The following is a 14078-nucleotide window of genomic DNA, read 5'->3' on the forward strand; positions in this document are numbered from 1 at the left end:
CGAGGACTTAACTATCTATTTAGTTGTTTCGTTGATACAAGACTCTTATTTAGTTTTTAGGGTATAAATTAAATACATATATTTAATTTATACTTGATTTCTCCTTGAAATTGTATATACTATTTCTTGGTAAGAAAATCAAGATGATTTAAATAAAATGCCTGGTAGCAATAGCGGAGAGGTCACACCTGTTCCCATTCCGAACACAGAAGTTAAGCTCTCCAGCGCCGATGGTAGTTGGGACTTTGTCCCTGCAAGAGTAGGACGCCGCCAGGCTTAATTACTTTCTTTCATTCCAATAACAAGGTGAGCACAAAAGTATTAGAACATAACATAATTATATACTCATTATGACTATTCCACAGTAGCTCAGTGGTAGAGCAATCGGCTGTTAACCGATCGGTCGTAGGTTCGAATCCTACCTGTGGAGCCATGGAGAGCTGTCCGAGTGGTCGAAGGAGCACGATTGGAAATCGTGTAGGCCGCTACCGCGGCCTCGAGGGTTCGAATCCCTCGCTCTCCGCCATCTTTTAAGTGTTTGGCCCGTTGGTCAAGTGGTTAAGACACCGCCCTTTCACGGCGGTAACACGGGTTCGAATCCCGTACGGGTCACCAATATGGAGGATTAGCTCAGCTGGGAGAGCACTTGCCTTACAAGCAAGGGGTCGCAGGTTCGAGCCCTGCATCCTCCACCATTAGTTATTTATAATAATTTGATAAAAATCCTTGCATCATGAAGGGAAATATCATAAAATAGTAAATGTCGCACTCACTAGTTAGCGATCTGAATTATATCGCGGGGTGGAGCAGTCTGGTAGCTCGTCGGGCTCATAACCCGAAGGTCGCAAGTTCAAATCTTGCCCCCGCAACCAATTTTAGTTCAATTAACAACATCGATATCATTTCCTTGCTAATTGAGGGTTAGTAATACTTGTAGAGTGCAACCAATTTATATTGGTCTGGTAGTTCAGTTGGTTAGAATGCCTGCCTGTCACGCAGGAGGTCGCGGGTTCGAGTCCCGTCCAGACCGCCACTTTAAATAACTTTACGGCTCGGTAGCTCAGTCGGTAGAGCAACGGACTGAAAATCCGTGTGTCGGCGGTTCGATTCCGTCCCGAGCCACCATTTATCGGAACGAAAAAGTGTTTTAATGAATATACTAATTTAGTAATTTTATATGGAGGGGTAGCGAAGTGGCTAAACGCGGCGGACTGTAAATCCGCTCCCTCAGGGTTCGGGAGTTCGAATCTCTCCCCCTCCACCATATATTAAGTAGGGGTATAGTTTAATGGTAAAACGAAGGTCTCCAAAACCTTTGATGTGGGTTCGATTCCTACTACCCCTGCCATTTTCTATTATGGCGGTCGTGGCGAAGTGGTTAACGCACCGGATTGTGGCTCCGGCATTCGTGGGTTCGATCCCCACCGGTCGCCCCATATATTATATATTGGGCTATAGCCAAGCGGTAAGGCATCGGGTTTTGATCCCGTGTATCCCAGGTTCGAATCCTGGTAGCCCAGCCATTACGCGGAAGTAGTTCAGTGGTAGAACACCACCTTGCCAAGGTGGGGGTCGCGGGTTCGAATCCCGTCTTCCGCTCCATTTTATTTGTGCGGCGGTATAGCCAAGTGGTAAGGCAGAGGTCTGCAAAACCTTTATCACCGGTTCGAATCCGGTTACCGCCTCCAACTATCTGCCGGTGTGGCGGAATTGGCAGACGCGCACGACTCAAAATCGTGTTCCTTCGGGAGTGTCGGTTCGACCCCGACCACCGGTATCTTTAGATGAAAACGAGTTTATTTTAAAAACGATAAAACACTCACAAATGTTGATACATCAATGTTTGTGGGTGTTTTTTGATTTCGTAGGAAAAAGGGTGGAAAAGGTAGGATTTGAATTTGTTTTGCACATTTTTTACACAATATAGTTTGATTTGCAAATGGATCAGATTGAAGTGAGAATTTCAGAATTAAAAAACCTCACAATCAAAGATATATGTTTATAGCAGTCACTTATATCGAGTTAGGATTAGACAAAAATATGGAGTTATATAGGATCTATTTATTGTTTGTCATACGTTAGTCCACGTTAATACTGCTTTTCAGGTAAAATCATGTTGTGGACCATAGCCAGGAGAGGAGCGCTTCATATATCCCGAAGTCGTGCTAGTGTCGTTTGGATTTTGTTACCTACCCCACAGTGTAGTGAAGCATTAGTGAAGCAGGGGACTGACACCGATAACCAGATTAATAATACTTATCCAAGTTTTTCTTGAAATTTGGCTAGTTAGCCTGCCCTATACTCTATATGTCTAATTGACTGGGGTATGCTTTGCGCCTCATAGTCATCCGTTATCGGAAGTCTAAAAAGGTGCAGACAGTTACAGTCCACAACCACTAAAAATACTTGATTAATTTCATTATATATAATTCAACATTACCTCTCTATTCATTATAATCGCATAAGCACGATCCACAATCACACTTTATACCTTTACATTTCTTGCAAATATTATGAGTCTCCGTATTAATCGGTGCCTTACAATTATGACATCCAGTTCTCCTGTATTTAATTTTTATTTGGTCTTCTGATTTATAGTAATCTTTGTAAGTTATATCTATCCATTGTTTTAAAATAGAATCATTGACTTCTTTCAGCACATAATCAAATAATTCTTCTTTTGGCATACTACTGACCTTAATTTTATATTCATTTGTAGAGCCCGGATAAATATCACTAACAAACGCAAATAAACTACTCTTATTGTTAAAATACTTCTGCATAACTGTATTATTAGTTATATGACCAATTACTTCTTCATTATGAATAATATCGTATTCATTGTTATTAGTATTTAGCTTTAGTTCTAAGTAATCTACTAAATTTAATTTTTCGGCTACATCTACGTTGAAGTCTCTTGTAATAATTATATAACTGTCAGATTGAGTCATTTTACTGCTCCTTTATAATAGATTTATGTTGCACCTTAGACGATGCAACTATTCAACCAGGAAATACCGGAAACTTCATTTTTTATGTTCTAATACATTACCATCCATAACAAATATTAAATGATTATTCAATAATTAATCAATCAATATATTACATTAATTTTATTGTGATAGAATAATAAAAAAGATGGTTAATAAAAGGTGGTCTTGTTATGGCGTTATTGAAATTAGGTCAAGATGTCTATGTTGTACATCTAATGTATGTATTAAAAGGAAAGCTAGTTAAACACCATGAAGGCAAAAGGTGGTACTTATCTGTTAAATATAGTTCCTTAAATGAATATATTCAACCTAAAGAGTGTATAGGAGAATTTGGAAGGCATATCTTTTTATCTTTGGAAGCCGCTGCTAATGTTACGTGACAATAGTATGTACCGTGGAAAGGAAATTCCATTATATTGTAGCAAGTGTGGCGGTGTTATAAGCGATTGGTTTGATTGTAGGGTGTTCGAGCAACCAAGTGACTATTTTAGAGTTGATACTTTGTGTTAGCTAAGATTTTAAGGGTTAATACTCGGGCTATTTATAGAAATCATATTTATTATTATCTCTCGATGATTCTCCTATCTTTATTTACTGAAAATTTTCTGGGTTGTAACATCCTTGATGGATCATATTAAGTTCATCAAGAATCAACCACTCTTTATTCTTATATTACTTCCTGTATGCCTGACTTCCAGTTTTGTTATTTCGATTGTTATCGTGTTAGATTAAAAATAAATTTATTTTTCACGAGTGGTAGCCAACAATTTCTTATACTCGATCGACCATTTAAGGTAAGGGTTTCGTCTTTAAATTATGCTATCATATAATCACGCATCTAGATTATTCTTCCTAGAATTCAGTACAAAGGGAGTTTTTTATATGAATAAGATGGTTCCAATAGTTGAACAAAAATTAGCTTTTTATCAAAATATTACTACCGGTGCTGATAAGTGGCTTAGTGATTATTTAAAGGCTAACAATCTACACATCCTAACTAGGTTCCTCAAAAACAAAGAACTTGTAACCAACTTCTTTAAACAAGTTTATTCCGAATTGCAACCTCGAATAGTATTGTGTGGCATTAATCCCGGAAGATATGGTGCAGGTAAAACAGGTGTGCCGTTTCTTGATTATCTTTCCCTTTCTGAGTTTTTCCAAAATATAAAAAGTACGGATCATGAACGAAGTGCTCAGTTTGTCTATAAGGTAATTCAAACCTATGGTAAGCGGGTAGAATAGATTATAATAGGATTTCAAAGAGAATCATGGAAAGATATAATCCCTAAAAGTTTTATAAAACTAAGAAATTGTGATTAGTCCTCCGTCGTGGGCTGACCATATTAGTTAATTTACACCATATACTACCAGCAATTGAACTTAAAGAAATAATGATAATAAGTGTGAGGTGGTGGAACAAATGGCGACTAAAATAGACGTTTTTGATAACGCAATTAAACAGTTAAAAAAGTAGCGTTCTGGCCTATATGGTCCGTTATCTTTTCAAGACTATTTAACAGAAAATGGTATAGAAAAATTAAGAGCTCCTGATTATATATCTGTGGATGGATGGGAAAGGTTACATTCTAGTTTGAAGAGTAATAACTGTATGGTGTTAAGATTAGGTAAATCTCCAACCGGAAAAGGTACACAATTTGCATTAGTTAAAGTAGAGGGGAAATGAAAAGATTTCTTTTTATTTGATAGGGATATTTTTAAAGAAGACCCTATTAAGTACAAACCAGGATCTAACATTGTAAATAAACTTTTGCCGTATAAAATAATACCCTCACTAACAGAAAGTTCCTTAGTAAATTTAGGTTTATCGTCAGGGTTATTAAGTGCTGCATTAAGTCTAGATACAAACAAAAGTATTTCAGCACCAGCAACTTCTAATTCAACATTTACCTTTCATTTTAAGCCGCACTCGACTATACAAAAGGAAGTCATACATAATAATGGGCAAGTTGAGATTGATGCTTTGTTTGTCGAAAAAAGATTGGGGAAAGACATATTATTTGTTTTAGAAGCTAAAATTGACCGTAACTCTAATTCACTATCCTCATTATCAAAGCATAAGTTGCTATACCCTATCCTAGCACTAGCACCAAATACTCCTGAACATATTGAGATTGTTCCTGTTTATCTGAAAATAAATCATAAAAAAGAAAGATTCTATACTCTATAATGTTGTGGAGTGTGAAGTACCAGACCCTAGGAAAATAACATTGAGCTATGATGATTTAAAAGTGAAAAATTATTCAGCATATATTCTTGAAAAATAACGGAAATGTAGGAAGAGGTGTGAAAGTACCGTTAAAAACCCTCATATTAGCATAGGACATGATTTGTTTCTCTTTTTTTCATAAATGAAATATATTGAATTTACATTGCTATTGTAATAAGTGCTCAGATGAAATATGTGTAGCTCGCTTTGATTAGATTATATTTTGTGGATAGGTAAGAGGGACAATATTTTTTTAGTGCAAGGTATCTAAAACTTAATGATTATAATTATTACATATTGAAAATCTCTACTTAAGCAAAAAATTCCTGTTTTATAGGTGTAAATGTAATAGTCTAGTGTGTATAATGAAAATAACAACAATACTGGTATAATCTGAATTTTTAAATAATAATTAAGGGAGAGTTTTTATGAGTGAGAATCCGTTTGTTACTTATCTAGATCAATTTAATGTTTTATCACCGAACCATGCGAAAATATATGATGAGTATACGCATGATGATTCTTCTCAAGAATATAACTTTAACTTCACCATTCCTACTAAAGTTGAACAATTTTTATTAGATGTTTTTACAAATAGTCCAAGAAGTATCATTCTAACTGGTAATGCAGGTGATGGAAAGACTAGATTATGCAGGAGGGTTCATGATGCTTTCTCAAGTGAACCACTTAAAGATTGGCCAAATGAAGGTATTGTAGAAGTTCCATTCTCTCATGGCAGAATTAGAATATTGAAAGATTTATCTGAATTAAAAGATGACATAATTTTCCGTGAGTTATCAAGATTGCAAAATTATATAAATACTAATCATACTGAAAATACATATTATTTAATTGCAGCAAACGAAGGGAAACTTACAAAGTTTCTTTCTAGAAATAATGAATTTCAGGAATTAGGTAAGGAAGTGAAATTGCGCTTTGAATCACATCTAAATAATACAGATGATTTTAGTATTATTAACTTATTAGATGTTACTTCCTCTGTTTATGTTGAACGTGTGTTAGAAGAGTGGAATAAAGAAGAGAATTGGACCCCATGTAATGGCTGTGCAAAAAAGAACCGTTGTGTTATATACCATAACCATATTAAGACATCGAGAAAAGATGTACAGAAAAAACTAGTTGAACAATATAGACTATTAGATTTTCTAGAAACTCATATCACGATGCGTGAAATGTTAATTCATATTAGTTATATGCTTACTGGCGGATATACTTGCAAAGATATTCGTGATGCAGATTGGAGAGAACTTGAAGACCAGACTAAGAAAGTTTACTATCAAAACTTTTATGGTCTTGAAGCTCATAAAGATGCTTTTAATGAAATGTATGCTTTAAAGGTATTCAAAACTTTAGATCCTGGAAATTACTCTCATTCAAGAATCGATGACTTTATTATAAATGGGGATATCTCTGGTGATTCCTCCTTAGCAAAAACACATGAAGAATTATTTAATAATGAATTAGATTTGCAATTTGGCTTCTTTAGTAAAAGGTTAAGAATCTACCGTGATCATAATAAGGATAATTCGGACACTTTTATTTCCGAATGGATTCATAAATTGCGAAGAAAAGTATTTTTTGAAGTGACAGATGGAGAACTAATTGATACGAATCAATTACTACCATTTGAGTATGTAAGTGAATATAGTTCTATGTTTAATAATCAACAAAAACAAACGCATATAAAAAGGGGTTTAATTAACGGACTTAATAGAGCATTTTCTAATCGTTTAGTTAAAAATGGCAAAAGTTTATATGCGACAACAGAAAATCTTATGATCTATGATTCCTATAGGAATAAACAGGTGAAAATAGAAGAAGAGGAAGAACGTAAAGACATTGATTATATACCGTCAAGATTTGTTTTAAATGTAGATGAAAAAAAGTTGACTTTGAATTTATCTTTATTTGAGTATTTAATTCGGTTAAACGGTGGCGGAACGCATAATATTTTACAGCAAGAAGTGGACATCCTTATTGAGACATTTAAGAATGAACTAATAAAGGATAGTGAACCTGAAGAGTATACATTGAATTTATTAAGATTGGATAAGCGTTTAGGACTATTTATAGAAGATGAAATCGATTTACCATAGGGGGATAAAAATGGCGAAAAAGGCTACAGAAAATAATGTTGAAAAGTTTTCCTCGCAGCTTTCGGCAAAAATATGGGGACATCGTTTTACTGATGGCCAAAGAGGTCCTGAATATGTTCTAGAATTCTTAAATGTATTAGTAGGAGCTGATTATAATTTAGGATCTGAAAAGTACTTAAGAAATAAGTCACTAGGTTTACGTAGGTTCATTTTTGAGGGAGTTAAGGAAGGTAGTAAAAGAAGTATAGTTAAATTAGAGACTGATGAAAGACAAAAGCTAATCGAAACTATACAAGATGAAAATAGTCTAGATGCAATTCAAGAATTCTTGAGAAATCTTGAAGTACCCTTATATGATGGGAGAGGGAAAGCTGCAGATCGGTCTTGGTATGCTAGAACATTGTATCCACTACACGAAGCATTGTTATATTTTGAAGTGAGAAAAAAAGGCGATGATACGGCATACGAAAGAAATTTCTTTGCACGTGGTGGCGAATTATATTTTTTGATGCTTTACTATGGGACAGAAAAAAACTTAGAAACTAGAGAAAAGATAGAAAGAAGGTTTCGAAAGTTACTCACAAAAAATGTCCCTATTGAAAAAATAGTGACTTCTATAAATGAAGCATTAGATTATAATAGCACAATAACTTCAGAAAGACCTGCTTATTTGTATCAAACTGAAGAGGCAAAGGGTGAAACACCTTATTTACCAGTATTAGACCACCCCTTTTATAAACAATTTGCAGAGGAGTTAGCAACTTTAATTGATAACGACATTGATATTTATGAATTATTTCCTTTACTAACGAGCCTTATTACATTCCAATTAATGAGATACATGTATGATCGCGCAAAGGTTTCGAATGAACAGAAAATCGATTTCTTCTTTGATTGTATTGATGGACAAGAACAACAAATTTTAAAGTTGGCTTCTAGCTCATTCCAAAAAAATGATTTGCTTATTAAAGATAAATTTGAAAAATCATTTAAAAGTAATTTTGAGGAAAAATTGAGTGATATAAACGATATTGAAGAAGAACTGACAAAGTGGAAGGAGAAACCTCACGATTTTTTATCACTAATGGGATTAACTAGGCTACAGAGCAGGAAAAAAACCGTAGAAAGAGCATTACAACAATGCAATAGCCAAGAGGATATAAGAGGTAAGCTATATAATACGGTTAAAGATGTTGTATCGGATCAACTTAAAAGACACCAATTAAGTATCATTAAAATACTTGTTAGAGATGGTGGTTTAGGTGGATATAGAACCGGAACAAAATATCGTTATTTTATGTCGGATAATTTCCTGCAAACACTGGTCTATATTAATGTAGGACCAGGTGAAACGAAAGAATTTAGCGATTTTCTAGAAAGTTTGTATCAAAAGTATAATATTATAATCGGTGAAAAGGCTGCTCGTGACAACGGCCTTTACGAAAAGTCAAGTATAAATATCAGTTATTATCAAAAAAATGAACAAGCGTTAAGAGAGAAGCTCAAGAAAAATGGACTTTTAATCGAATATTCAGATGCAACCGCAATGATTAGAAATCCTTACGGTGCTTCGGAGGTGTAATGCTTTGAATAGTGACAAGTTATTAAGTGAATGGTTAATAAGTTTAATTGAAGATCATTTAGCAACACAAAGTAAAGACAATGCTGAAAAGGTCTTTATGAAAATAAGTGGACTTACTAATGAAAATATAAGTGAACTACTAACAAACATTGCTCAAAATTTTAGTAAGCTAGATGATTACTATAAAGTTAAAATAAGAACTATTACTCAAATGGATGGATATGAGGAATTTTCATATCAAGAACATGAGACAAGTACTTGGTTAAGAAATAACACTAAGCATGGGGAAGCGCTTATATTAATTATAAATGAGATGACACCTGAGGCTCAGAGCCTAGATAATCTGTTCACTATCGATGAATCATATTTGTTAAAGAAACAAAGTTTAGAGATATTGTACAATGTAATATCAGAGCTTGGTAGTATAGCAAGTCAAGAGATAGAAAATATTCAGACTTTTTTAGAAATGACTAATAAGGTTTTCGAACCTCAATTAAGAAATATCTTAAATTTTGTTACTAAAATACTTGAAGATGAATCTCCATCAGTAATTGATAGGATTCAACAAAACTTACCATCTCTAAATTTATTTGTTGATAAGAAATTAATGATTAATAAATCGAGTTTAAAACGTTTGAGAGATAATTTTGATCTTGCTAATTTGCAAAATAATGACCCGGAAAAATTACTAAATAACCTATACCAATTCCTAGAAGAAGAAGAAAAAGGTGATTTTTATAGTGAGATATGGCAGAAGACAAATCCAGATAAACTAAGGTCGCAGGTTATTTCATTTATTAACCAACAAGATAAAGAGTTACTAAATTATGATTATGAGGATATAATTAATATCTTTAAGTTTAAAAAGAAAGTTAAATTAACAGACCAAGTGAAAGAGGTTTATGATCAATCTGAAAATTTAACAGAAGAACAAGATAACAAATTTCAAGCTGGCATGGAAGAAATTGAAGCTCAAGAAGACCCCGATGCTATGCAAGAATTTTTAGAGGAGTTTGAACCAATGTTAAACCAAACTCCGGGGCTCACCAGAAAAATTTCGAGACTTATTGAGAAAAAAAGACATCCATCAGAATATGAAGACATAACCTATGCTTTGTTATATGAGTCGTTTACTTTAATAGATGACAATTTAGAGATTGAAGAGAACCTGGCAAATTCACTTTTTAAAGTTAGTGTTGTAAATTCAAAAATAACTGAAACTGCTTGGCAACTTATCGTACTCTACATGAAAAATATAAATAAAGTAGTATCAAATATATCATTTGATGAAACTTCTTTACCAAATCCAGATACGTCAGTAAGGAACTCAGAGGTAACCTTTAATATTGAATTAATTGTTAACGAGGATGTAATCGATAGTAAAAAGTTTAAAATAAACTCTTTGGAGACATTACAAACAATTGATTTAATTGATACGGTAAAAGATAAAGGTGTAGTTCCATATATTAAAACACTAGATGAAAATGAAGTTGAAATTGAGGATATAAGGCAGTTTGTGCTTACTAATGTGCGCTATTATTTTGAAAATGATGAGTATCAGATGAAAGATCACTACGAAAAATTTAAATCTTTTATTGATTACTATAAGAATATATTAGTGAGTATTATTGAGGATGGTATATTCTCGATTAATGTGCAGGAATATGAGGGAAAACTTAAAGAACTATTAGGTAATATATATGAATCAGTATCTATAAACAAACATATATATTTTGCATTTAACTTAATAGGTTCTATAGATGAATTTAGTGATAGCGAACTGCAGAATGATTTGCCTGTAGGAAGAATATTAACCGTTTTAAACCCTATAAGGCTTTTAGCTTATATTAAAAGGTTTGAAAAAGTCTCCGATCAAATTGAGGACTGGTTTAAGAGAGCTACTAAAAACAATTTGGATGTTGAAAAAGTAGAGGAATATTTACTTTACACGAATAATGCTACAGAAAAGTTAGCACCTAGATATTTTAGCATAGATGGTGATCCGTCGTTTTTATTGGAAAATAGTGAGCTTATGGGTGAAGGGGAATTTGTATTAAGTTCACGTCCTCCTGAAAATGTAGATCACTTATCAAAAGAACTTTCCAAAGAATTAGTTAAAGTGGTTAGAAATTATTTGGAAGTATATCCCTATTCTAAAGACGGGCTAGATATTTTATTCTTACACTGTCAAAGTGCCGATATTATAACTGAAGCCATAAAAAATTTATTTAGACAGACGAAAATAAATAAATTGAAAATAACCATTCACTCTGAACAGGCAGCAGTTATTCATAATAAGATTAACAAATGGATTGTTCATCAAGAAGAATATACCAAACCAGAGCACCTTAAATTGTTTCCAAAACTAGAAATAAACGTTATATCAGGTAGTAGAGTTAGTGAAATTAAAGAAGAGTCAGAACGACATATGATGGATGCAGATTTGGTAATTCTACTTGATTATTTTGGTCAAACAAATCAAATAAATTATCAGCTTGAAAAAATCAAACCAAATGTATCACAAGATTGGTTGGCAACTACATATAAGGAACCCTTAAAACAAGATGAAATGGTTAAACGGATCCCATATGTTAGTGAACATCTACCAGATATCTTACAAAACTTTTATCAGCTTCAATATACGGTGAATTCTAATGCTATGCCTGCTCCAGAAGAATTACATGTTTTACAAAACTTAATTTCAATAAACAAAAAATCTAATGAACAAATTATTGATTTTATGCATGATAACTTCAATTGGGCAATGATTATGGACCGATATTTAGATAAATCTTTATTACAAAAGACCTCGTCTAAAGCGCAAATTATTCAATATAAATCAAAAGCTGGATATAATAAAGAATTTAAACTAATTCTTTCTTCATCAAAATATATTAGAAAGTTAAGCGAGAAATCAGAGGACTATGAGTATTACGATAGGTTTACAAGAAAGTTAACATCAATTTTGATGAATGAAGATATTAAGAAAGACAAAATTGTTGATGCAGTAAATAATGTTAAAGAGATTTCCGGGGGATTGGTTTTAAAAGTTTTAGGAGCTGGTAAATTTTCGCATGAAATGTTAGCGACTCACTTATCTACTGTACGAAGAACAAAAGACGAATCGTCCCAATTACAAGCCTGGTCAGCTTGTGATGAGTTACCATGGTTTAGCGGGAATAAGCGTCGCCCTGATCTTGTTTTGACTACATTATTTGAAAAAGATAATAATTTAACAATTAATTTTGATTTGATTGAATTGAAATTTATTACTCACAGTATTTTAGAAAAAGAAAGATTTGATGCTGTCAAACAAATTAAGGCTGGAGAAAGCCTATATAACAAGTTATTTAAGTTTGATTCTCATCATACTGATGCTGAATTTTGGCGGGAAGAGTTAGTACACTACTTTGTAGAAAGGGGAGCCTATACCCCAGAGCATGCTAACCTACTAAAGAAATTGCAGCATGTTAATGTAGAAGATATAAAAGTGAAAATTTCAGCCTCTATAGATGTTTATTGTTATACTTCTAATCTAACCGACACATCTATTGAAAAGATTGCTGATGGTGTATATTTAGATATACTTGATGAAAGATACAATAACTATATTTTTAATCGCTCATTTATACTTGAACGCTTAGGTGCTAAAGAGGAGCATACTCCTGATTATGAAGAAGTTATATTAGACGATAAGAAGGCGAAACAGAATATTTTAGAACAAATGGTTACTGCCGACGCTCAAACAGAGAATTCTTCTACATATAAAGAAGAAAATAATGTTCATAGTGGTGAAGAAACAAAGAAAACAACCAGTGAGAAAGATATACAGAATTCCAAAAAGGAAATGGAACCTGGTAGTACAGATATGGAAAAAGATGATGTAGATAACTACTCAAAAGGCCAGGAGAGTTCTGGTGACAAGGAAGAAGATAAGAAAGACAAAGAACTAGAGGCTCATTTAGAAAACTTTAGTGAATATCCAGAAAAAATTGCACTAAAAGAATTGTTATTAGAGTACGAAGGCAATGATGACGATATAAGGTCTGTTATAAATGAATATATTAGAAAGTTAAAACACAACTTTAACCAAAACGGAATTCATTTGCGAATACCGGAACACAATGCTATTGCTGGTTCAAGTGTCATTAGGCTTTACTTAGATTATCCAAGTGATGTTCCTTTTAAGAAAATCACATCAAAAATTAAAGATATACAAGTTTGGCTAGGGTTAAATGAAACTCCAATCATTAACATTGATAAAAAAGGTAGCTACATCGATATAAGTAGAGAAAAGCCTGACACTATATATTTTGAGAAATTTATGGAAATGGTAAGAGAGCAAAAGAATGAGGAAATTAAAGAAACAAACTTGATTGCTCCTTTAGGGCTAGACCCTTTAAATCAAGTAATCAGTGTTGATTTAGCAGATTCAATTACCCCTCACCTACTTGTTGGGGGTACTACTGGTAGTGGTAAAAGTGTTACTTTAAATTCAATTATCTTAGGTATAATGTGCTTATATCAACCAGAATATGTTAATTTTATTTTCATTGACCCGAAACAAGTAGAGTTTAATTTTTATCAAAATAAATCACATACTACAAAAGTCGTAAATGAAATTGAAGCTGCTGTAGAGGAGTTAGAAAACACTGTTGAAGAAATGGAACGTCGCTATACAATAATGAATGAAGAATATGTTAGTAACTTATCAGACTATATTAAATTAACAAAGAATGTATTACCTAGGATTGTTATTGTTTTCGATGAGTTTGCTGATTTTATGTCTCAGGATAAGGAAACAGCCAAAAGGGTAGAGACAGCTATTCAGCGCCTAGGTCAAAAAGCAAGAGCTGCAGGTATACATTTGATTATTTGTACTCAAAATCCTAAAGCTGAGATTATCAATACCAAAATTAGAAGTAATCTCCCTGCTCGTCTAGCATTAAGGGCCACTGATGCAACAGCCTCAACCATTATTTTAGATGAAAATGGTGCAGAAAAGTTAGGTGGCAAGGGTGACTTTTTAGCGAAATTAGGTACCTCACCTATTCGGGGTAAAAGTCCATTTTTAACATTAGATGTAAAAAGGGCTTTATTAAAGTATTTTGAGAAATAATATAAAAGCCACCTAGGTTGTCTTATCTAGGTGGCTTATT

At 33.3% G+C, this 14078-nt stretch carries 7 protein-coding genes, 14 tRNA genes and 1 rRNA gene; 21 read left to right on the forward strand and 1 reads right to left on the reverse strand.

Annotated features, from left to right (window positions below; genetic code table 11):
- The first annotated feature begins 160 nt into the window (after nt 1–160).
- From rrf to GHC26_RS13560, 15 genes are all read left to right on the forward strand, one after another.
- Nucleotides 161–276 (forward strand): 5S ribosomal RNA (rrf, locus tag GHC26_RS13490).
- A gap of 82 nt (nt 277–358) precedes the next feature.
- Nucleotides 359–433: transfer RNA gene (locus tag GHC26_RS13495), tRNA-Asn, on the forward strand.
- 1 nt (nt 434) lies between these two features.
- Nucleotides 435–526 (forward strand) — tRNA-Ser (locus GHC26_RS13500).
- A gap of 14 nt (nt 527–540) precedes the next feature.
- Nucleotides 541–615, forward strand: a tRNA-Glu gene (locus GHC26_RS13505).
- A 4-nt stretch (nt 616–619) separates the two neighbouring features.
- Nucleotides 620–695 (forward strand) — tRNA-Val (locus GHC26_RS13510).
- A gap of 100 nt (nt 696–795) precedes the next feature.
- Nucleotides 796–872 (forward strand) — tRNA-Met (locus GHC26_RS13515).
- Nucleotides 873–956: 84 nt separating this feature from the next.
- A tRNA-Asp gene (locus GHC26_RS13520) sits at nt 957–1033 on the forward strand.
- A 16-nt stretch (nt 1034–1049) separates the two neighbouring features.
- Nucleotides 1050–1125 (forward strand) — tRNA-Phe (locus GHC26_RS13525).
- Between the two features lie 54 nt (nt 1126–1179).
- A tRNA-Tyr gene (locus GHC26_RS13530) sits at nt 1180–1264 on the forward strand.
- A gap of 10 nt (nt 1265–1274) precedes the next feature.
- Nucleotides 1275–1348: transfer RNA gene (locus GHC26_RS13535), tRNA-Trp, on the forward strand.
- A 12-nt stretch (nt 1349–1360) separates the two neighbouring features.
- A tRNA-His gene (locus GHC26_RS13540) sits at nt 1361–1436 on the forward strand.
- A gap of 12 nt (nt 1437–1448) precedes the next feature.
- Nucleotides 1449–1523, forward strand: a tRNA-Gln gene (locus tag GHC26_RS13545).
- A gap of 4 nt (nt 1524–1527) precedes the next feature.
- Nucleotides 1528–1602 (forward strand) — tRNA-Gly (locus GHC26_RS13550).
- 12 nt (nt 1603–1614) lie between these two features.
- A tRNA-Cys gene (locus GHC26_RS13555) sits at nt 1615–1688 on the forward strand.
- Nucleotides 1689–1695: 7 nt separating this feature from the next.
- Nucleotides 1696–1777: transfer RNA gene (locus GHC26_RS13560), tRNA-Leu, on the forward strand.
- 667 nt (nt 1778–2444) lie between these two features.
- On the opposite strand, the gene GHC26_RS13565 is transcribed toward GHC26_RS13560, so the two are convergent.
- Nucleotides 2445–2951 carry a hypothetical protein gene (locus GHC26_RS13565; protein WP_163971797.1) on the reverse strand — a complete coding sequence of 169 codons (507 nt, stop codon included), beginning with the start codon at nt 2949–2951 and terminating at the stop codon, nt 2445–2447.
- A 212-nt stretch (nt 2952–3163) separates the two neighbouring features.
- Between GHC26_RS13565 and GHC26_RS13570 the strand changes: the two genes are divergently transcribed.
- From GHC26_RS13570 to GHC26_RS13595, 6 genes are all read left to right on the forward strand, one after another.
- On the forward strand, nt 3164–3373 hold the full coding sequence (locus GHC26_RS13570; RefSeq protein ID WP_163971798.1) for a hypothetical protein: 210 nt from the start codon (nt 3164–3166) through the stop codon (nt 3371–3373).
- 502 nt (nt 3374–3875) lie between these two features.
- A complete protein-coding gene (locus tag GHC26_RS13575; protein WP_226376942.1) occupies nt 3876–4235 on the forward strand; it encodes a uracil-DNA glycosylase family protein in 360 nt (119 codons plus the stop codon).
- Nucleotides 4236–4761: 526 nt separating this feature from the next.
- Entirely contained in the window at nt 4762–5181 is a 420-nt protein-coding gene (locus GHC26_RS13580) for a DUF6997 domain-containing protein (protein WP_163971799.1), read from the forward strand.
- Between the two features lie 467 nt (nt 5182–5648).
- Nucleotides 5649–7337 (forward strand): ATP-binding protein, encoded by a 1689-nt coding sequence (locus GHC26_RS13585; RefSeq protein WP_163971800.1) that lies wholly within the window; start codon nt 5649–5651, stop codon nt 7335–7337.
- A gap of 10 nt (nt 7338–7347) precedes the next feature.
- The gene (locus GHC26_RS13590) at nt 7348–8919 is read left to right on the forward strand and encodes a hypothetical protein (protein WP_163971801.1); all 1572 of its coding nucleotides are present in this window, start codon (nt 7348–7350) and stop codon (nt 8917–8919) included.
- A 4-nt stretch (nt 8920–8923) separates the two neighbouring features.
- Nucleotides 8924–14038: an FtsK/SpoIIIE domain-containing protein gene (locus tag GHC26_RS13595; RefSeq protein ID WP_226376943.1), complete on the forward strand. Its 5115-nt coding sequence runs from the start codon at nt 8924–8926 to the stop codon at nt 14036–14038.
- The last annotated feature ends 40 nt before the right edge of the window (nt 14039–14078 follow it).

The organism is Oceanobacillus halotolerans, assembly GCF_010993955.1.
GTDB classification, from domain to species: Bacteria; Bacillota; Bacilli; order Bacillales; family Amphibacillaceae; genus Oceanibacillus_A; species Oceanibacillus_A halotolerans.

Coding starts and splice junctions, on each gene's coding strand:
- GHC26_RS13565 (WP_163971797.1), bottom strand. CDS start 2,951: ATGACTCAATCTGACAGTTATATAATTATTACAAGAGACTTCAACGTA.
- GHC26_RS13570 (WP_163971798.1), top strand. CDS start 3,164: ATGGCGTTATTGAAATTAGGTCAAGATGTCTATGTTGTACATCTAATG.
- GHC26_RS13575 (WP_226376942.1), top strand. CDS start 3,876: ATGAATAAGATGGTTCCAATAGTTGAACAAAAATTAGCTTTTTATCAA.
- GHC26_RS13585 (WP_163971800.1), top strand. CDS start 5,649: ATGAGTGAGAATCCGTTTGTTACTTATCTAGATCAATTTAATGTTTTA.
- GHC26_RS13590 (WP_163971801.1), top strand. CDS start 7,348: ATGGCGAAAAAGGCTACAGAAAATAATGTTGAAAAGTTTTCCTCGCAG.